The 19,963-nt window shown below is 63.6% G+C and carries 20 protein-coding genes; 7 read left to right on the top strand and 13 right to left on the bottom strand.

The window, feature by feature from the left end; all coding sequences use genetic code 11:
* Nucleotides 1-19: 19 nt before the first annotated feature.
* The 4 genes from RT582_RS03095 to RT582_RS03080 form a co-directional block, all read right to left on the bottom strand.
* The gene (locus RT582_RS03095; RefSeq protein ID WP_044314618.1) at nt 20-2,242 is read right to left on the bottom strand and encodes a putative bifunctional diguanylate cyclase/phosphodiesterase; all 2,223 of its coding nucleotides are present in this window, start codon (nt 2,240-2,242) and stop codon (nt 20-22) included.
* A 222-nt stretch (nt 2,243-2,464) separates the two neighbouring features.
* Complete coding sequence (locus tag RT582_RS03090; RefSeq protein ID WP_014818788.1) at nt 2,465-2,938, bottom strand: hemerythrin domain-containing protein; 474 nt, start codon at nt 2,936-2,938, stop codon at nt 2,465-2,467.
* Between the two features lie 92 nt (nt 2,939-3,030).
* Nucleotides 3,031-3,309: a DUF3509 domain-containing protein gene (locus tag RT582_RS03085; RefSeq protein ID WP_003301474.1), complete on the bottom strand. Its 279-nt coding sequence runs from the start codon at nt 3,307-3,309 to the stop codon at nt 3,031-3,033.
* 177 nt (nt 3,310-3,486) lie between these two features.
* A complete protein-coding gene (locus RT582_RS03080; RefSeq protein WP_125897564.1) occupies nt 3,487-4,101 on the bottom strand; it encodes a class I SAM-dependent methyltransferase in 615 nt (204 codons plus the stop codon).
* A gap of 299 nt (nt 4,102-4,400) precedes the next feature.
* Here RT582_RS03080 and RT582_RS03075 point away from each other — a divergent pair, with 299 nt between their 5' ends.
* On the top strand, nt 4,401-4,781 hold the full coding sequence (locus RT582_RS03075; RefSeq protein WP_014818786.1) for a response regulator: 381 nt from the start codon (nt 4,401-4,403) through the stop codon (nt 4,779-4,781).
* 60 nt (nt 4,782-4,841) lie between these two features.
* Here the strand turns inward: RT582_RS03075 and fba are convergent, their stop codons facing one another.
* From fba to RT582_RS03040, 7 genes are all read right to left on the bottom strand, one after another.
* A complete protein-coding gene (fba, locus tag RT582_RS03070; RefSeq protein WP_313241234.1) occupies nt 4,842-5,906 on the bottom strand; it encodes a class II fructose-bisphosphate aldolase in 1,065 nt (354 codons plus the stop codon).
* A 179-nt stretch (nt 5,907-6,085) separates the two neighbouring features.
* Nucleotides 6,086-6,421 (bottom strand): MliC family protein, encoded by a 336-nt coding sequence (locus tag RT582_RS03065; protein ID WP_023446039.1) that lies wholly within the window; start codon nt 6,419-6,421, stop codon nt 6,086-6,088.
* A gap of 23 nt (nt 6,422-6,444) precedes the next feature.
* Nucleotides 6,445-6,639, bottom strand: a complete 195-nt coding sequence (locus RT582_RS03060) for a hypothetical protein (protein WP_313476524.1) — start codon at nt 6,637-6,639, stop codon at nt 6,445-6,447.
* Between the two features lie 134 nt (nt 6,640-6,773).
* On the bottom strand, nt 6,774-7,934 hold the full coding sequence (locus tag RT582_RS03055) for a phosphoglycerate kinase (protein WP_313476522.1): 1,161 nt from the start codon (nt 7,932-7,934) through the stop codon (nt 6,774-6,776).
* Between the two features lie 48 nt (nt 7,935-7,982).
* A complete protein-coding gene (epd, locus tag RT582_RS03050) occupies nt 7,983-9,029 on the bottom strand; it encodes an erythrose-4-phosphate dehydrogenase (protein WP_045666226.1) in 1,047 nt (348 codons plus the stop codon).
* Between the two features lie 102 nt (nt 9,030-9,131).
* Nucleotides 9,132-11,129 (bottom strand): transketolase, encoded by a 1,998-nt coding sequence (gene tkt / locus RT582_RS03045; RefSeq protein WP_313476520.1) that lies wholly within the window; start codon nt 11,127-11,129, stop codon nt 9,132-9,134.
* A 93-nt stretch (nt 11,130-11,222) separates the two neighbouring features.
* Nucleotides 11,223-12,161, bottom strand: coding sequence for a LysR substrate-binding domain-containing protein (locus tag RT582_RS03040; RefSeq protein ID WP_278421295.1), 939 nt, complete (start codon nt 12,159-12,161; stop codon nt 11,223-11,225).
* Between the two features lie 144 nt (nt 12,162-12,305).
* On the opposite strand from RT582_RS03040, the gene RT582_RS03035 reads away from it, so the two are divergent.
* The 5 genes from RT582_RS03035 (at nt 12,306) to RT582_RS03015 (ending at nt 16,649) form a co-directional block, all read left to right on the top strand.
* Entirely contained in the window at nt 12,306-13,202 is an 897-nt protein-coding gene (locus RT582_RS03035) for a TauD/TfdA family dioxygenase (protein WP_313476517.1), read from the top strand.
* On the top strand, nt 13,199-13,801 hold the full coding sequence (locus RT582_RS03030; protein WP_014818777.1) for a LysE family translocator: 603 nt from the start codon (nt 13,199-13,201) through the stop codon (nt 13,799-13,801). The genes RT582_RS03035 and RT582_RS03030 overlap by 4 nt, the downstream gene beginning before the upstream one ends.
* A gap of 83 nt (nt 13,802-13,884) precedes the next feature.
* The gene (locus RT582_RS03025) at nt 13,885-14,886 is read left to right on the top strand and encodes an ArsR/SmtB family transcription factor (RefSeq protein ID WP_313476515.1); all 1,002 of its coding nucleotides are present in this window, start codon (nt 13,885-13,887) and stop codon (nt 14,884-14,886) included.
* Between the two features lie 14 nt (nt 14,887-14,900).
* The gene (gene metK / locus RT582_RS03020; RefSeq protein WP_014818775.1) at nt 14,901-16,091 is read left to right on the top strand and encodes a methionine adenosyltransferase; all 1,191 of its coding nucleotides are present in this window, start codon (nt 14,901-14,903) and stop codon (nt 16,089-16,091) included.
* 225 nt (nt 16,092-16,316) lie between these two features.
* Nucleotides 16,317-16,649, top strand: a complete 333-nt coding sequence (locus tag RT582_RS03015) for a hypothetical protein (protein ID WP_014818774.1) — start codon at nt 16,317-16,319, stop codon at nt 16,647-16,649.
* A gap of 54 nt (nt 16,650-16,703) precedes the next feature.
* Here the strand turns inward: RT582_RS03015 and RT582_RS03010 are convergent, their stop codons facing one another.
* On the bottom strand, nt 16,704-17,465 hold the full coding sequence (locus RT582_RS03010; protein ID WP_014818773.1) for an ABC transporter permease: 762 nt from the start codon (nt 17,463-17,465) through the stop codon (nt 16,704-16,706).
* Nucleotides 17,466-17,477: 12 nt separating this feature from the next.
* On the bottom strand, nt 17,478-18,401 hold the full coding sequence (locus RT582_RS03005; protein WP_044316215.1) for an ABC transporter ATP-binding protein: 924 nt from the start codon (nt 18,399-18,401) through the stop codon (nt 17,478-17,480).
* 173 nt (nt 18,402-18,574) lie between these two features.
* On the opposite strand from RT582_RS03005, the gene RT582_RS03000 reads away from it, so the two are divergent.
* On the top strand, nt 18,575-19,906 hold the full coding sequence (locus RT582_RS03000; RefSeq protein WP_044316214.1) for a ferredoxin reductase family protein: 1,332 nt from the start codon (nt 18,575-18,577) through the stop codon (nt 19,904-19,906).
* The last annotated feature ends 57 nt before the right edge of the window (nt 19,907-19,963 follow it).

Here is a 19,963-nt window from a genome sequence, read left to right as displayed (position 1 = left end):
TCGACGGACGTCGTGATCGTTACGCGACCGCCGGCTGCGCGGGACGCAGCCGCCAGAGCCCGTCGACACAGCGCTCGCCGTCGAACAATGCCTGAAGTTCCGTAGCCGGCCGCGGCCGGCTGAACCAATAGCCTTGCACCAGCTGGCAGCCCTCGGCCACGAGAAACGCCACCTGCTCGGGGTGCTCCACGCCTTCGGCAACGACAGCCAGCCCCAGGCTCTGGCCAAGGCCGATGACGGCGCGACTGATCGCCACCGAGTCGGCATCGTCCGGTGCGGCGGCAATGAAGCTGCGATCGACCTTTAGCACATGCAGCGGGTAACGTTTGAGGTAACCGAGCGAACAATAGCCAGTACCGAAGTCGTCCAGCGCCAGGCGAACACCCAGCGCGGCAATCTCGTGCAGCGCGCCCATCATCAGCTCGCTGTCCTGCATCAAAAGCGTCTCGGTGATCTCCAGCAGCAGGCTCGCGGGCGGCAGGCCGGTTTCACGCAGCACACGGGCCAGCAGCGCGGCGAAACCGGGCTGCTGCAGCTGACGAATCGACAGGTTGACCGCGCAGTACAGCTGGCTCTGACCCGCCAGCTGCCAGCGACGCACCTGACAGCAGGCCTCGCGCAGCACCCACTCACCAACCCGGACGATCTCGCGCGATTCTTCCAGCACCGGAATGAACTCATTGGGCGCCACCGGCTGGTTATTGAAGCGCCAGCGCAGCAGCGCTTCAACGCCGACCAGATAGGGTTGATCGCCTGCTACACGGCAGATCGGCTGATAGTGCAAGGTGAATTCGCGGCGCGTCAGCGCCTGCGCCAGTGCGCTCTCGAGCTCCAGCTGGCGCGCCGCCTTGGAATGCAGGCCATCGCAGAACAGCGCGAATTGGTCCTTGCCGGCGCTCTTGGCCCGGTACAGCGCGAGATCAGCCGCCTGCAGCGCGTTCAGCGCCTGGCCGTCACGCTGCAAGGGCGCGATGCCGATGCTGGCGCTGACCGACAGCGTTCGCTCGCCGAGCTGCAACGGCTGACGCAGCGCGACCAGCATCCGTTGCGCCACACGCTCGGCATCGGCCTCGCAGGCCAGATCGCCGAGCAGGGCGACGAACTCATCGCCGCCGAAGCGTGCAAGGTGATCGCCGGGGCGCAGGCAGCGCAGCAAGCGCTGCGCCACCTCGACCAGCACCTGGTCGCCGGCGCCATGCCCGAGACTGTCGTTGATCAGCTTGAAGCGGTCCAGGTCCACGAACAGCAACGCGGCAGCGCGTCCATGGGGACGCTGCTGCACCTCCTTGAGCAGCTCCTCGAGGTGCAGGCGGTTGGCCAGGCCAGTCAGCGCATCGTGACGTGCCGCGTGACGCAAGCAGTCTTCGGCGGCCTTGCGCGCGCTGATGTCGGTCTGCGAACCGGCCATGCGCAAGGTCCCCAGCTCGCAGCGTTCGGCCACACCGCGCACCAGCACCCAGAGGTACTCACCGCGCTCGGTACGGACGCGGTACTCGTGAACCAGCGAAGGGCTGCGCCCGTTCAGGTGGTCGGCGATGGCCTCGCGCAACCCGGGCAGATCGTCCGGGTGCACCCGTTCGAACCAGCTGCGGCTGCAATAACTGGGTTGTGCTGGCATTGCCAGCATGGCGGTCCAGCGCTCGGAAAGGTGCAGCCGGTCATGCTCGACGTCCCACTCCCAGATGCCGTCTTCGGAGCCGCGCAACGCGCGCGTCAGGCGCGCTTCACTGTCCTCCAGCGCATGTCGCTGCGCCGCACTGTAGGTGTCGATGGCGAGAATCATGTCGAAGAAAACGATCTTCAGCAGGCTGTCGTAAACCGCATGCTGCTCGTCGTCGCCTACCAGGGCGCGCAGCATTTCCGACAGATACAGCCGGTAAGCCCCGAGATACCACTCCAGGTCGACGCCGACGCGCTGATGCACCAGCCCGACCAGCAGGCGATCACGCACATAGTCGCGCTCATATGGCCCGTTCCAGAGGCGGCGGTAGTACTCCTGCTGGCGCTGCTTGAGGCGTGTCAGACCGGCACGATCGCTGCGCATCGCTGACGGCTGGCCGAAGTCGGCAAGGTGTTCGTAGAGTTTTTCGATGAAGACCCGATGCGCCGGCTCGAGCTCAGCAGCCGCCCGGTTAAGGCGCAGCGCATCGCTGGCTTGCCATTGCAGGAAACGCTTGCGCGTAAGGATCTGGTCGAGGCCCAGCCCGACTCGTTGCAACAGCGCCTTCAGCTCGTCTTCCATGCCTTTCCCGATGCGATGGCCCGCCCGGCGCGCCCACCTTCGCTTGGCTTTCTGCCAGTCAGGGGCGACTATCAGGTGCGGTACCAGTTGATGCCATAAAGCCATCTAGGGTCGCAGCGGCGCTTCGTCGCATTATTGATGCAAGTCAGCGAAGCGATGGGTCCGGGGACAGACGATAGTCGGGCGCGCCGAGGCAGGACGCCCCGGCAGCCCTTCCGGTACTCAGGCCGCCAGCTTGGCGGTGAGCTCCTTCTTGAGGCGGGCGCGCAGTTCGCTCATCTGCTCCCCCATTTCCTCGAGGCGCTTGGCATCGAAAAGCTCGCGTGCCTGCGGGAACATTTCCGATTCCTCTTCCTCGATATGGTGCTCGAGCAGCTCCTTGCACACCTTGGCGCGACCGGAGAATTCGAGGCTGCCGGGATCGGTTGCCTTCAGATCCGGCAGTACCAGAGCATCCACCGCACGGTGTTCTTCCTTGGCCTCGTGGTACATCTTTGCTTCTTCCTTGCCGCCAGCTTCCTTGTAGGCGGGATAGAGAATCTGCTCTTCCAGCTGGGTATGGATGGTGACTTCCATTTCCAGCTTGCTCAGCAGCTCGGTGCGTGTCTTCACGGCACGCTCGGTGGAATCGATCAGGCGCGTCAGCAGGTCCTTCACGCGCTCATGATCCTCAATCAACAGGTCGATGGCGTTCATGTGGCTATCCTCTTCGGCTTCACGGCAAACGAACCGGGCTCTGCGGCCCGGTGTCGAAAAATATGGCTGCGGTCATCCCGCAGCCGGGCGGCTCAGGCGTACTCGTAGGTCGGCAGTGCGGTACGGCTCTGGCTCTGCAGATGTGCGATGGAAGGCGACATCCCCGCCTCCAGCGCGAGGTCCCGGCGTACCGAGCTGACTACCCATTCCAGTTGCATCCGGGTCTGGGTCTGGCCCTTGGAAAGCGCTCGCTTGACCAGAACCCGGTCGTCGTTGCGCAGGGTCAGCAGCAGCCCGCCATCCGGGCGGGGCTCGGTGAGCACTTCGAACTCAGGGAATGCGGCAGTGAGGAATTGTTGTGCAGCGGTCATTGTTCTGTACTCCAATAAGTTCCAGCGAACCTAACGGAGCAGCGTTCGTGCCAACCTGACCAATGATTTTTTATCTAGCAAAAACAATAACTTATGAAATTATGCCCAGGCATTAAGCCGTGCAAAACGCAATACGAAGCGTGATGCAGGTTGCATTCTGCGGTCTGAATTGGCCGTTCAGCCTTTACGCCAGACACTCGCTAGCCAAGGTTGTTCCTCCCGTGGCAGCCCGGCGGGGCGGTAGTAGTGCTCCAGTTCGACGAAACCGGCGGCCAGCACGCGTTCGCGCCAGGTCGGCCAGGCATACCAGACGCCGTAGCGATCGCCACTCCAGCCCTCCTGATCCTGACCGCGCGGGTTGGAGCAGAACAACACCCCACCCGGCTTCAAGCTATCGCTCAGCTGCAAAAGGACCCTGGGCAACTCGGTACTAGGCACGTGAAACAGCACCGCATTGGCGAAGATCCCATCGAACGATTGGGCCGGAAGCTCCAGTTGCAGCAGATCCTGATGCCAGACTTCACAGCCACTGTCGGCGCGAGCCATCTCGACGAACGCCTCTGTTCCATCGAGACCTATCGCCACATGCCCACGGGTTCTCAGGGTCTTCAGATCACGACCTGGGCCGCAGCCGAGGTCGAGGATGCGCAGCGGCGGTTCTGCCTGAATGTGACGCAGAAGGGCATCGATGTTCTGGCTGACGTCGTGGTCGAGCGTACCCTCGCGGAAAGCCTCTGCATTGAGGCGGTAGTAATCGAGCGTGCGCTGCGCGGCGGCCTCGGTATCGTTCATGGGCGACTCCAGCAAGAGAATGGCGCAACCCTAGCGCGGCCTCGAGCCTGGGGCTAGTGCTGCGACCGACCTGTACTGCCAGTAGGCGCCCCCGGCTAGGCGCCCCCGGCTAAGGTAGGCATTGAGCGTTGCGCCTGGAACGGCGAGGATGCCACCCACAACGTGCGCCAGCGCACAGCCGCCGGTGGAAAGCGACGAACGTCCGGCTGTAGGACTGAAACTTGCAGCGCGTAACCTGTCGAAATCCTGTCCGGCTCTACAACGGCTGGAATGCAGCGAAACGCAACATCGAGACCACCATGAACCACGCACTGCCGAAAATCGTTCTGCTCGTCGAAGACGAGCCGCATATCCTCAGCCTGCTCTCGGACTATCTGGCCAGCGAGGGCTACCAGGTACTGGAAGCGGACAGCGCGCCCAAGGCATTCGAAATCCTGGCGACCAAACCGCAGCTAGATCTGTTGGTAACCGACTTCCGCCTGCCCGGCAACGTATCCGGCGTGATGATCGCCGAGCCGGCACTCAAGCTGCGGCCCGACCTCAAGGTGATCTTCATCAGCGGCTATCCGATCGAAATCTATGAATCGGGCAGCCCCATTGCGCGCTCGGCCCCGGTGCTGGCCAAGCCCTTCGCCCTGGACACGCTGCACAGCCAGATTCAGGCATTGCTCGCCAGCTGACCGACACTGCGCCGAAACGAAAAAGCCCGCATAGCGCGGGCTTTTTCACGTCTGGACGGATCAGTTGATCTTCGGGTCCAGTTCGCCGCTGGCGTAGCGCTGGAACATGCCTTCCAGGGAGATCGGCTTGATCTTGCTGGCGTTACCAGCGGTACCGAAGGCCTCGTAGCGGGCGATACAGATGTCGCGCATGGCCGAGACGGTCTTGGCGAAGTACTTGCGCGGGTCGAACTCGCTGGGGTTCTTCGCCATGAACTCGCGAATCGCGCCGGTGGAGGCCAGACGCAGGTCGGTATCGATGTTGACCTTGCGCACGCCGTACTTGATGCCCTCGACGATCTCCTCGACCGGTACGCCGTAGGTTTCGCCGATCTCACCGCCATACTCGTTGATGATCTTCAGCCACTCCTGCGGCACCGACGAGGAACCGTGCATCACCAGATGGGTGTCCGGGATGCGCGCATGGATTTCCTTGATGCGCTGGATCGAAAGGGTGTCGCCGGTCGGCGGCTTGGTGAACTTGTAAGCGCCGTGGCTGGTGCCGATGGCGATTGCCAGGGCATCGACCTTGGTCTTGGCGACGAAGTCGGCGGCTTCTTCCGGATCGGTCAGCAGCTGGCTGTGATCGAGCACACCCTCGGCACCGACGCCGTCTTCCTCGCCGGCCATGCCGGTTTCCAGGCTGCCCAGGCAGCCCAGCTCACCTTCCACGGAAACACCGCAGGCGTGAGCGAAGGCCACGGTCTGCTGGGTCACGCGCACGTTGTAGTCGTAGTCGGCCGGGGTCTTGCCGTCGGCCTGCAGCGAACCATCCATCATCACGGAAGAGAAGCCCAGCTGGATCGAGCGCTGGCAGACATCCGGGCTGGTGCCGTGGTCCTGGTGCATGCACACCGGGATGTGCGGGAATTCTTCGATCGCCGCCAGGATCAGGTGGCGCAGGAACGGCGCGCCGGCGTATTTGCGCGCACCGGCGGAAGCCTGGACGATCACCGGGGAGTCGGTCTTGTCAGCCGCTTCCATGATGGCGCGCATCTGCTCGAGGTTGTTGACGTTGAAGGCCGGCACGCCGTAGCCGAACTCGGCGGCGTGGTCGAGCATCTGGCGCATGCTGATGAGTGCCATGTTTTCCTTTCTCCCGGTCTGGGTCGTTTGATCGTGTAGAGCCTGCCGCAGTGGCCGACGCTGTTCAAGCGCCGCACGCTGGGCGCGGCATTGTAGTGGCGGGGGCGGCAAATGCCAGCGTCCCGCCAGCTTTCAGTCGAAAGCCCCGCATCGGCGAGGCCTGTATGAATCATTAGCCGCTAGATGCTGATGAGCGACGCACTGCAGCCATGGGCCAGCACCTTGTCATCGGCGACGCGGTACACCAGCGCCTCGTTACCCTTGTCGTGGAAAGCGAGTACGCCATCGCTATAGAAACTGCCGCGGGTGGCTGGTTCCTTTCGCAGGGTATGAATACGTTCGTCATTGCCCACTTTCAGGTCGATCGCCGAGTGCTGGTCGTCAGCGTATCGCCAGGCGATGTTCTGTTGACTCTGGCATTTCCAGCGCACGAATGGCGCATCCGGGCCGGATTGCCAGTGGCCACAACCGCCGAGCAGCAACGCTGCGATCAGCATGGACAGGCCTTTGTTCATTCCTTCTCCTTGGCAAACGGTGATCACGGGCAATCCTGCAGGCCGTCTTGCGTGGTGATGGTCGAGTCGCCCGTGGCCTGCATTTCGACGCGCTGGTCATGCTCGGCAGTCGGGCTGAGGACAGGCGGTGGGTCGAGTACCTGGCAAGCGCTATCCGGTGAATTCCCGGCGCAACCGGCCAACCCCAGGCAGCAAACAGCAACAACGGCATATCGCATGGTGCATCCCCTTTCCTTGTTCCAGATAGAACAAAGACCACGGCGAGCCGCCGGGGTTGCTCCATGCGCTGCCGGCCCGGCATCTCCTGGGCCGGCAGGCGAACGGCACAAGGCGTTCACCTCGCCCGCGAAGTTCAGTCGGCGCGCTGTTCCAGCACTTCGACCGCCGGCAGCACCTTGCCCTCGACGAACTCGAGGAAGGCGCCACCACCGGTGGAAATGTAGGAGATCTGCTCGGCCACGCCGTATTTGTCGATGGCTGCCAGGGTGTCGCCGCCGCCGGCGATGGAGAACGCCGGGCTCTGGGCGATGGCCTGAGCCAGCACCTTGGTGCCGTTGCCGAACTGGTCGAATTCGAACACGCCGACCGGACCGTTCCAGAGGATGGTCTGCGAAGCCTTGAGCATTTCGCCGAACATGGCGGCGGTCTTCGGGCCGATATCCAGGATCATGTCGTCGTCGGCGACGTCGGCGACAGCCTTGACCTTGGCCTCGGCACTCTCGGCGAACTCCTTGGCGACCACCACGTCGACCGGCAGCGGTACGGCAACCTTGGCCGCGATGGCCTTGGCGGTGTCGAGCAGATCCGCTTCATGCAGCGACTTGCCAACGTTGTAACCTGCCGCGGCGAGGAAGGTGTTGGCGATACCGCCACCGACGATCAGCTGATCGCAGATGTCGGCCAGCGAGGTCAGCACGTCGAGCTTGGTCGACACCTTGGAACCGGCGACGATGGCGACCATTGGCTTGGCCGGGGTTTTCAACGCTTTACCCAGGGCATCCAGCTCTGCCGCCAGCAGCGGGCCGGCGCAGGCCACCTTGGCAAACTTGGCCACACCATGGGTCGAGCCCTGGGCGCGGTGCGCGGTGCCGAAGGCGTCCATGACGAAAACGTCGCACAGCGCGGCGTATTTCTGCGCCAGCTCGTCGGTGTTCTTCTTCTCGCCCTTGTTGAAGCGCACGTTCTCCAGCAGCACCAGCTCACCCGGCTGCACCTCGACGCCCTCGAGATAGTCCTTGACCAGCGGCACTTCGCGGCCGAGGGCCTTGGACAGGTAGTCGGCGACCGGCTTGAGGCTGTCTTCCTCGCTGTAGACGCCCTCTTCCGGTCGCCCCAGGTGCGAGCAGACCAGCACTGCCGCGCCCTTCTCCAGCGCCAGCTTGATGGTCGGCAACGAGGCCAGGATGCGTGCATCGCTCTTCACCGCGCCATCCTTCACCGGCACGTTGAGGTCCTCGCGGATCAGCACGCGCTTACCCTGGAGGTCGAGATCGGTCATCTTCAAAACGGTCATGTTGGTCTTCCTTAAGTTCGAGAAGCAGCGATGTTCCAGGCGCGGGGGCTAGGTGCGATTGGCCACGCGCAGATAGTGGTCGGTGACGTCGAGCATGCGGTTGGCGAACCCCCATTCGTTGTCGAACCAGGCCAGCAGGTTCACTAGGCGCGGGCCGGACGCGCGCGTCAGGCTGCCGTCGACGATCGCCGAATGCGGATCGTGATTGAAATCGCAGCTGGCGTGGGGCAGCTCGGTATACGCCAGCAAGCCCTGCAAGGGCCCGCCTTCGGCGGCCTCGCGCAGCACCCGGTTGATCGTTCGCGCATCGGTATCGCAGGCGGTTTGCAGCGTGATGTCCAGACAGGACACGTTCACCGTAGGCACCCGCACCGCTTTGGCCTGAATCCGCCCCGAGAGTTCCGGCAGCAGGCGTTCGATACCCCGCGCCAGGCCGGTGGACACCGGAATTACCGACTGGAAGGCCGAACGGGTGCGGCGCAAGTCCTCATGATGGTAGGCGTCGATCACCGGCTGATCGTTCATCGCCGAGTGAATCGTGGTGATCGAGGCGTACTCGATGCCCACCGCGTCGTTGAGCAGCTTGAGCAATGGCACGCCGCAGTTGGTGGTGCAGGAAGCGTTGGACACCAGCCGCTCGGAACCCGTCAGCTGTTGCTGGTTGATGCCCATGACCACCGTGGCATCGACATCCGCCGCGCTGGCCATCGGCTGCGAGAACAGCACCCGCGGCACACCCGCGGCCAGAAAGCGCTCGCCATCGGCGCGACTGGTGTAGGCGCCCGAGCACTCCAGCACCAGATCGACGTCCAGCGCCCGCCAATCGATGGCCTCGGGCGTCGACTCGCGCAGCACCTTCACGCAGTGTCCATTGAGGTGCAGGCAATCGCCGTCCACGCTCACTTCGCCGGGAAAGCGGCCGTGGGTGGAGTCGAAACGGGTGAGGTATTCCAGGCTGGCCATGTCGGCCAGATCGTTAAGGGCAACGAACTGAAAATCGAAGGCGGCGCCGCGCTCATAGAATGCACGCAGCACGCAACGGCCGATGCGACCGTAGCCGTTGAGGGCGACGCGATAGGGACGGGCGTTGGCCATGGGTTATTCGTCGGTCCTGCAGGTGGAAAACCGATGTTCTCCACCCTACGCGGATGGGGCTTCGTAGGGTGGATGACACAGTCATCCACCGCTTCTTCGCAGTCAGTCCTCCAGCAGTTCTTCGGCGACGGCGAGGATGTTGTCGACGGTGAAGCCGAACTCCTCGAACAACTGGTTGGCCGGAGCCGACTCCCCGTAGGTGGTCATGCCGATGATGCGACCGTCAAGGCCGACGTATTTGTACCAGTAGTCCGCGTGCGCCGCCTCGACGGCGATGCGTGCACCGACTTCCACCGGCAGCACCTGCTGCTTGTAGGCGGCGTCCTGAGCATCGAACACGCTGGTGCAAGGCATCGAGACGACACGCACCTTGCGGCCCTGCTCGGTCAGCTTGTCGGCGGCCTGCACCGCCAGGCTGACTTCCGAACCGGTGGCGATGAGGATCAGCTCCGGCTCGCCGGCGCAGTTCTTCAGGATGTACCCGCCGCGGGCGATGGCCGCCTCGGTCTCGTTGTCGCGCACGTGGAACGGCAGGTTCTGGCGCGAGAAGATCAGCGCGCTCGGGCCGTCCTTGCGTTCGACCGCATGCTTCCAGGCCACCGCGGATTCGACGGTATCGGCCGGGCGCCAGGTGTCCAGGTTCGGCGTGGTGCGCAGGCTGGTCAGCTGCTCGATCGGCTGGTGAGTCGGGCCATCTTCGCCAAGACCGATGGAGTCGTGGGTGAAGACGTAGAGCACGCGCTGCTTCATCAGGGCGGACATGCGCACGGCATTGCGGGCGTATTCCATGAACATCAGGAAGGTTGCGCCGTACGGGATCAGGCCCCCGTGCAGGGCGATGCCGTTCATGATCGCGGCCATGCCGAACTCGCGCACGCCGTAATACATGTAGTTGCCCGAGGCGTCTTCAGCGACTACCGGCTTGCAGCCCTTCCACAGGGTCAGGTTGGAGCCGGCTAGGTCCGCCGAGCCGCCGAGCAGTTCCGGCAGCAGCGGGCCGAAGGCATTCAGGCAGTTCTGGCTGGCCTTGCGACTGGCAATGGTTTCGCCCTTGGTGGCGACTTCACGGATGAACTCGCTGGCCTTTTCGGCGAAGTCAGCCGGCAGCTCGCCGGCCATGCGCCGCTTGAACTCGGACGCCAGCGCCGGGAATTCGGTTTCATAGGCGGCGAAGCGCTTGTTCCACTCGTTTTCGGCGTCGGCGCCCTTCTGCTTGGCGTCCCACTCGGCGTAGATCTCGGCCGGGATTTCGAACGGGCCGTGTTTCCAGCCCAGCGCCTCGCGGGTCAGCGCGATTTCGGCATCACCCAGCGCAGCGCCGTGGGATTCTTCCTTGCCCTGCTTGTTCGGCGAGCCGAAGCCGATGATGGTCTTGCAGCAGATCAGCGTCGGACGGTCGCTCTTGCGCGCGGTCTCGATGGCCATCTGGATCTCGTCGGCGTCATGGCCGTCGACGTTGCGGATCACCTGCCAGCCATAGGCTTCGAAGCGACGCGGGGTGTCATCGGTGAACCAGCCGTGCACTTCGCCGTCGATGGAGATGCCGTTGTCGTCGTAGAAGGCGATCAGCTTGTTCAGGCCAAGGGTCCCGGCCAGCGAGCAGACTTCGTGGCTGATGCCTTCCATCATGCAGCCGTCGCCGAGGAACACATAGGTGTTGTGGTCGACGATGTGATGGCCGGGGCGGTTGAACTGCGCCGCCATGACCTTCTCCGCCACGGCGAAACCGACAGCGTTGGCCAGGCCCTGACCGAGCGGACCGGTGGTGGTCTCGACGCCGGCGGTGTAGCCGAACTCCGGGTGGCCCGGGGTCTTGCTGTGCAGCTGGCGGAAGTTCTTCAGGTCATCGATGGTCAGGTCGTAACCGGTAAGGTGCAGCAGCGAGTAGATCAGCATCGAGCCGTGGCCGTTGGACAGCACGAAGCGGTCGCGGTCGGCCCACTGCGGGTTGGTCGGGCTGTGCTTCAGATGATCGCGCCAGAGGACTTCGGCGATGTCCGCCATGCCCATGGGGGCACCCGGGTGGCCGCTGTTGGCTTTCTGCACAGCATCCATGCTGAGGGCGCGGATGGCATTGGCTCGCTCACGACGGCTGGGCATCGCTGATCTCCTGCGGGGTGTACGTAGAAAAAGGCGGCCATTTTCCCCTACCGAGGGTGGCCGCGGCAATGACTGAATGGCCGCCCCGCAAGCTCAATCCAACAGCTCGACGCCCTGACTGGTTACGTCCGGCAGGTGTTCGAGCAGGTAATCGCGCATGCGCATCAGGGTCGCCGACTCATCGCCGCCGCCAGGCCAGACCAAGTAATAGCTGTCACCGGACTTCACTGCCTGATGGAACGGCAGCGCTAGGCTGCCGCGCTGCAGCTCGGCGCCGACCAGCGCCAGATCGCCGATCGAGACACCATGCCCCTGCGCCGCGGCGGAGATGCCCAGCTCGAGGGTGTCGAACAGCTTGCCCTGCTGCCAGGCGATCTGATCCGCGCGCCCGGTACGCTGCAGCCAGCGCCGCCAGTCACGGCAATCCCGCGAGGGATGGATCAGCTCCGCCTCGCCCAGCCGCTGCGTGGTCCAGGCCGTGTTGCCAAGCAGTTCGGGGGCACAGACCGGCACCAGCCACTCATCGAACAGCTTCACCCGTCGCCAATCAGCGGGGAAACCGCCGTTGCCAAGCAGAATTGCACAGTCGAACGGCTCGCTACTGAAATCCACTGCGTCCAGATCCATCCAGGCACTGGTCAACTGCACGCGGTTCTGCGGATTGGCCATATGAAAGCCCTCCAGCGTGCCCAGCAACCAGCGCATGGTCAGGGTCGACGGCGCCTTCAGGCGCAACGCACCACGCTGGCGGGTCACCGCAACGCAGGCGTTTTCGATGGTGCGAAAACCGATCTTCAACTCCTGCGCCAGCAGTCGCCCGGCATCGGTCAGCGTCAGACGCGAGCCGTGCCGCTCGAACAGCTGGCAGCCGAGATGCTCTTCCAGCGTCTTCACGTGCCGGCTGACCGCACTCTGGGTGATGAACAGGCTCTGCGCGGCCTGGGTGAACGAGCCGAAACGCGCCGCCACCTCGAAGGCGCGCAAGGCATAGAGCGGCGGCATGCGCGGTGCTGCGACAACCGAATCCGGCATGACTAAAACTCATCCTTAGGGGTCATTTTTTCCATTTTCCAATCTTTTCCAGCGTCCCAATACTGCGCCAGCAATGGGTTCCGGGCCAGCTTCGGTATTCACTTAACGCGCACGCGCACCAATTAAAACTCAGGAAAGGATGCCATGCAGAACAAATACTACGAGACGCTCCTGTCCAATGCGGTAGAGAAGAGCGCGCTGCAGCATGAGCAGATCGGCCAGATCATCAATTTCAGGCTGTTCGGTAACAAGAAAGGCTTCATGACCCTCGAAAGCCTGCCCATCGGCGACATCCCGCCAACACCGCTGAGCCGCGACCTGCTTTGCAAACCCGACGACAGCAGCGAGCGCCTTCTGCTGCAGGCCACCGCCCTGCTCGGCGAACCGATCGGCTATCTGCAGGAGTCCGAGGGCTGCATCGTCAACAACTTTTTCCCGCAGCAGGCACATTCCCGCGGTGCAACGTCGGACAGTTTCGATACCGAACTGGACCTGCACACGGAAAACGCCTTCCACGCCGTACTGCCCGACTATCTAGTGCTGCTCTGCCTGCGCCAGGACCCCGACGCGGAGGCGGTCACCTATATCGCCTCGATCGAGCGCATCCTCGAGCGACTGACCTTCGAAGAGCAGGCGTTCTTCCTCACCGAGCCGTACAACTTCCTGTCCGATTACGGTCCCACCGAAAAGAACCAGCGCATCGACATCAATCGCCACCAGACCATCCTCCACGGCGACCCGGATGCACCTTTCTTCCGTTTCGACCCGCACTTCATGCTGGCCTTCAGCAGCCGCGCCCAACAACTGATGGACAAGCTGCGCGCCATAGCCTGGGAGGTGGTCGAGCCGGTGCGGCTGAATCATGGCGACATGCTAATCATCGACAATCGCCGCACCGCTCACGCGCGCAGCCCCTTCAGTGCACGCTTCGACGGCAGCGATCGCTGGATCCAGCGCGCCTTCGCCATCACCAATCCGAACTTCTATGCCGAACGCCTGGGCAAACGCAGCCGGGTGTTCGGCCTGGTGACCGAACTATGAACGCTACCTATCTCGCCTTCGCCGCTGCGGTCGCCCTGCTGATCGCCTCTCCCGGACCGGTGGTTGCACTGGTGGTATCCGACGCGCGCCGGCGCTGGCCACTATGGACGATTCTCGGCGGTGCGCTGTCTGCGCAGATCCTGATGATCGCCGCACTGGTGATGATCTACCTGGCGCTGGACCTCGACCCGCTGGTGCTCGAAGCCGGGCAGATCCTCGGCGGCCTGTACTTGATCTGGCTGGGCTGCGACAGCCTGTGCGGCGGACGCAGCGAGGCCGCCATGCCCAAACGCAGCGAGGCGCACTATTTTTGGCGGGCCATGGCGGTGGGCCTGTCCAACCCCAAGGACATCCTGTTCTTTCTCGCCTTCCTCCCCGGCTTCATCCTGCCCGCGCAGCCGTTCGCGCCACAGGCGACGGTGCTCATCGTGATCTGGGCGGTGATCGATCTGAGCATCCTGCTCGCCTACAGCCTGCTCTCGCGCCGTCTGGCCGGCGAAGGACTGATTCAGCGCCTGCTGGATATCCTGCCGAACTACTTCCTCATCGGCCTTGGCCTGGTGTCGTGCACCCTGGGGTTGTCCCGCCTGCTGCAGTAACCCTGCGCCCCAGAAGGGCAATATCAAAACTTTTTGATATTGCCCTTGCTGTACGAAAAGTGACCGACTAGACTGCGCGGCTTATGAGCCTGCGCATGCCCCAGATCCGTTTCGACGCCAGTGATTCGCTCGCCGCCCTGTGCAAGGCCGGCGGCGATGCATTGCGTTTGAACGTACTGCGGGCGCTGGCCAGTGACTCGTTCGGCGTGCTCGAGCTGGCGCAGATCTTCGCCATCGGTCAGTCCGGCATGAGCCACCACCTCAAGGTACTTACCCAGGCTGGGTTGCTGGCAACCCGCCGCGAAGGCAACGCGGTGTTCTACCGGCGCAGTCTGCCGCTGGTCGACAGCCCCGGCGGCAAGCTGCACGCGGCGCTGCTCGAGGAAGCCGATCGGCTGGAGCTGCCGCGCGAGATCGAGGCCCGTATCGCCGCCGTGCATGCCCAGCGCAGCGCCGCCAGCGAGGATTTCTTCGCGCGCATGGCCGACAGCTTTCAGGCCCGTCAGGACCTTATCGCCGGCCTGCCGCAGTACCGCGACAGCGTGGTGGCCCTGCTCGACGCGCTGAACTTCAATGCCAGCGCCACGGCGCTGGAAGTCGGTCCCGGGGATGGCAGTTTCCTGCCGGAGTTGGCGCGGCGCTTCGCACGCGTAGTGGCGCTGGACAACAGCCCCGCCATGCTCGACCTGGCGCGTGCGCGCTGTCAGGAAGCGGGGCTGACAAACGTCGAGCTGAAGCTCGCCGACGCACTGCACGACGAGTGCCCGCCGGCCGACTGCGTGGTGCTGAACATGGTGCTGCATCACCTGGCGGCGCCCGGCGAGGCGATCAAACAACTGGCACGGCTGGTGAACGCGGGCGGCAGTCTGCTGGTCACGGAGCTGTGCAGCCACAACCAGAGTTGGGCCAGGGAGGCCTGCGGCGATCTCTGGCTGGGCTTCGAACAGGACGATCTGGCCCGTTGGGCCGATGCCGCGGGGCTCACGCCCGGCGAGAGCCTCTACATTGGCTTGAAGAACGGTTTTCAGATCCAGGCCCGGTACTTTTCCCGGTCCGTCCCTGACGACCGACTCACCCACCGGTAATAGGAAACCGATAGATGAGCGAATACTCGATTTTTACCTCCGAGTCCGTATCCGAAGGGCATCCGGACAAGATCGCCGACCAGATCTCCGATGCGGTGCTCGACGCCATCATCGCCGAGGACAAGCATGCCCGAGTGGCCTGCGAAACCATGGTCAAGACCGGTGTGGCGATCGTTGCCGGTGAAGTCACCACTTCGGCCTGGGTCGATCTGGAGCAACTGGTGCGCGACGTCATCGTCGACATCGGCTACAACAGCTCGGAAGTCGGTTTCGACGGCGCCACCTGCGGCATCATCAACATCATCGGCAAGCAGTCGGTGGACATCGCCCAGGGCGTCGACCGCACCAAGCCGGAAGACCAGGGTGCCGGTGATCAGGGCCTGATGTTCGGCTACGCCAGCAACGAGACCGACGTGCTGATGCCGGCGCCGATCCGCTTCTCCCACGCCCTGGTCGAACGCCAGGCCGAAGCACGCAAGAACGGCCTGCTGCCATGGCTGCGCCCGGACGCCAAGAGCCAGGTCACCTGCCGCTACGAGAACGGCAAGGTCGCCGGCATCGACGCCATCGTGCTGTCCACCCAGCACAACCCCGAGGTCAAGCAGAGCGACCTGCGCGAAGCGGTGATGGAGCTGATCATCAAGCACAGCCTGCCCGCGGAGCTGCTGCACAAGGACACCCAGTACCACATCAACCCGACCGGCCAGTTCGTCATCGGCGGCCCGGTTGGCGACTGCGGCCTGACCGGCCGCAAGATCATCGTCGACACCTACGGCGGCATGGCCCGCCATGGCGGCGGTGCCTTCTCCGGCAAGGACCCGTCCAAGGTAGATCGCTCGGCCGCCTACGCCGGCCGCTACGTGGCGAAGAACATCGTCGCCGCCGGCCTCGCCGATCGTTGCGAGATTCAGGTGTCCTACGCCATCGGCGTAGCGCAGCCGACATCCATCTCGCTGAACACCTTCGGCACCGGCAAGCTCAGCGACGACAAGATCATCGCTTTGGTCCGTGAGCATTTCGATCTGCGCCCTTACGCGATCACCCGCATGCTCGACCTGCTGCACCCGATGTACCGCGCCACCGCGGCCTACGGCCACTTCGGCCGCAATCCCTACGAGATGACGGTGGGGGCCGACACCTTCACCGCCTTCACTTGGGAAAAGACCGACAAGGCCGACGCTTTGCGCGCCGCTGCCGGGTTGTAAGCGCGACCGCACCGACAAAAAGCCCCGCCGGCGCAAGCCGCGCGGGGCTTCTTGCTTTCAAGAGGGGGGTAGAGTCGCAACAGACACCATCCGCTGCCAGCGGTGCATCACGAAACCTCCATTCCAGAGCCTTTCCGTTATGCAGGCCAACAGCTATCATCAACGCCCTTTTCGAACGGACTCGATCGATCACCTGTTGTGATCGGCATTACAAGGAGCGTATCCATGCGTATTTCCCTCATTCTCGGCTGTGCCGCCGTCATCCTCGCCAGCACCTCGCTGCAGGCCGCCACCACTGACGCGCAAGCCAAATGCCAAGCGCAGCTGGCCGCCCAGCAGGGCAATCTGGAAACCGGCAAGCTGCTCGGCCAGATGCTAGGCAACGAAAAACTCAGCAATGTGCTGAATCAGGTCGAAGACGGCTGCGCTCAGTTGGACGCCGACGGCCTGGCAGCCAACGCAGCTGGCGACGACGCTGGAGCAGTGAATGAGAAGGTCCAGGCTGTCACCCAAGCCAAGGATGCGGTTCTCGGTCTGGGCAAGATGTTCGGCAAGTAAGCCCCCCGACGCGCTAATGAAAACGCCCGCAGATGCGGGCGTTTTCATTGCGGGCTAGTTCTTCAACCGATAGCCGGTCTTGAATATCCACCACACCGCCAGCAGACAGGCGCCGAGGAAACCAAGAATCATCGCCAGGCTGACACCGACGCTGATGTCCGAGACGCCGTAGAAGCTCCAGCGAAAACCGCTGATCAGATACACCACCGGATTGAACAGGGTGACCTTCTGCCACAGCGGCGGCAGCATCTCGATGGAATAGAAACTGCCGCCGAGAAAGGCCAGCGGCGTGACGATCAGCGCCGGAACGATCTGCAGCTTCTCCCAGCCATCGGCCCAGATGCCGATGATAAAGCCGAACAGGCAGAAGGTGACCGCCGTCAGCACCAGGAACAGCGCCATCATCAGCGGGTGCTGGATTTCGTAATCGACGAACAGCCGTGCGGTGACAAGGATGATCACGCCGAGCACCAGCGACTTGGTCGCCGCCGCACCGACATAGCCGATGACGATCTCGACATAGGACACCGGCGCCGACAGCACCTCGTAGATGGTTCCGGAATAGCGCGGCATGTAAATGCCGAACGAGGCGTTGGAGATGCTCTCGGTGAGCAGCGCCATCATGATCAGGCCGGGGATGATGAACGCGCCGTAGGGGATGCCGTGCATCGCCTCCATGCGCGCGCCGATGGCCGAGCCGAAGACCACGAAGTACAGCGAGGTGGAGATCACCGGGGTAGCGATGCTCTGCAGCAGGGTGCGCCAGGTGCGCGCCAGTTCGAACAGGTAGATCGCGCGGATCGCGTAGAAATTCATGCGGGCTTTTCCTCAGCGACCGTGAACCAGATTGACGAAGATTTCTTCCAGCGAGCTCTGGCTCGACTGCAGATCCTTGAAGTCGATGCCGTGGGCCGCCAGGCGCCGGAGCAGCTCGGCGATGCCAGTGTCCTCATGCTGGGCGTCGAAGGTGAACACCAGCTGGTTGCCGGCATCGGTGAGCTCCAGCGGATAGCTGGCCAGTTCCGCGGGAATCTCGGCCAGCGGTCGCTGCAGATGCAGGGTCAGCTGCTTCTTGCCAAGCTTGTGCATCAGCACGTCCTTGTCCTCGACCAGAATGATCTCGCCGCGGCTGATCACCCCGATGCGGTCGGCCATTTCCTCGGCTTCTTCGATGTAGTGGGTAGTGAGGATGATGGTCACGCCACGCTCGCGCAGGCCGCGGACCATTTCCCACATGTCACGACGCAGCTCGACGTCGACGCCGGCGGTGGGCTCGTCGAGGAACAGGATCGACGGCTCGTGGGACAGCGCCTTGGCGATCATCACGCGGCGCTTCATGCCGCCGGAAAGCTCGAGGATGCGGGCATTGCGCTTGTCCCACAGCGACAAATCGCGCAACAGATTCTCCAGGAACGAATCGTCCGGCGCCTTGCCAAACAGGCCGCGCGAAAAACGCACCGTCGCCCAGACGCTTTCGAAGCCCTCGTTGAACAGCTCCTGCGGCACCAGGCCGATCTTCGAGCGGGCGGCGCGGTAGTCCTGAACGATGTCGTGGCCGTCGACCAGCACTCGCCCGCCGCCGGGGTTGACGATGCCGCAAATGATGCTGATCAACGTGGTCTTGCCGGCGCCGTTGGGTCCGAGCAGAGCGAATATCTCGCCCTTGTGGATCTCGAGGTCAATGCGCTTGAGCGCCGGGTGGCCGGAAGCGTAGGTCTTGGTGAGCTGCTCGATGGCGATCACTGGTTGCACGGGCTCGTCTCTTCGAGGAATCAGGGGCGGAATTGTAGAGAAAAACGTAACGCAGGGCGCCCGCCGCCTCCCAGTCACGATTCGTAGTGACCGTGATCATGGCGGCGTCGCGGCACTGCATACATGCTTGGAAGCGCTGGCACACGGGTCGCCAGCAAGGAGGCTTTCCCGAAATGAGACAGATAAAACTCACCTACGTCGCGCTGTTCGTCGGACTGACGCTGCTCTGGTTGCTGGTGGACGACTTCATCATGGCTCGCTACCAGTTCTGGCCGCTGCGCAAGGTACTGGTGCACTACAGCGGCGTGCTCGGCATCGTTGCGATGAGCGTGGCGATGGTGCTGGCGGCACGGCCACGGCGCTTCGAACGCTTCTTCGACGGCCTGGACAAGACCTATCGACTGCACAAGTGGCTTGGTATCAGCGCCCTGGTGATCGCCATCTTCCACTGGGGCTGGGGGCAGATACCGAAATGGCTGGTCGGCTTCGGCTGGCTAGAAAAGCCGGCGCGACGTGCCGGTGAGGGCCAGATGCATGAGGGCGTCTTTGCCCTGCTGCAGCGCTTTCGCGGCCTCGCCGAGACGATCGGCGAATGGGCCTTCTACGCGGCGGCGATTCTGATCGTACTGGCGCTGGTCAAAAGCTTCCCCTACCGCTGGTTCTTCAAGACGCACCGCTGGCTGGCGCTGGTCTATCTGGCTCTGGTGGCGCACTCGGTGGTGCTGACCCCGCCCGACTACTGGACCTCGACGCTGGGCCTGGTCCTCGCCGTGCTGATGGCTTCGGGTTCCGTCGCGGCCTGCATTTCGTTGTTGCGCCGCATCGGGCGCAAGCATCAGGTGGTCGGTCGCATAGAAAGCTTGACCCATCACCGCGAAAACCGCGTGCTGCGCGTCGATATCAAGCTCGACGGTCCCTGGCCGGGGCACAAGGCCGGGCAGTTCGCCTTCGTCACCTTCGACGACAAGGAAGGGCCGCACCCCTTCAGCCTGTCCTCAGCCTGGTGCAACGACGGCAAGCTGGCCTTCTCCATCAAGGGCCTTGGTGACTACACCCGCACCCTGCCGGACACCCTGAAGGTGGGCGATGCGGTGAAGGTCGAAGGGCCTTATGGCTGCTTCGACTTCCATAGCCGCAAGCCTCGGCAGATCTGGGTGGCCGGCGGCATCGGCATTGCGCCCTTCATTGGCCGCCTGCAGGCGCTCGCCGCGAGCGGCAAGGGCGACAACGTCGATCTGTTCTACTGCACCAGCGCGCCGGACCAGAGTTTCATCGAGCGTATCCGCGAGCTGGCCGCACGCGCCCGGGTGCGCCTGCACGTACTGGTAGCCAGCGAGGGCGGGCGCCTGACGCCCGAGCGCCTTCGCCAGTTGGCGCCGCAATGGCAGGACAGCGACGTCTGGTTCTGCGGCCCGGCGGGCTTCGGCGAGGATCTGAACAAGGACTTGCAACGCCACGGCCTGCCACCAAGAGACTTCCACCAGGAATTGTTCAATATGCGCTGACGCACGGTCGCGCCGCGTCGAGCCGGCGACAATGAGCTGGCCTTCAACGAGGGAGGC

This window comes from Stutzerimonas kunmingensis, from assembly GCF_032106285.1.
GTDB lineage: Bacteria > Pseudomonadota > Gammaproteobacteria > Pseudomonadales > Pseudomonadaceae > Stutzerimonas > Stutzerimonas kunmingensis_B.
This window is presented reverse-complemented; position numbering and strand designations above follow the sequence as displayed.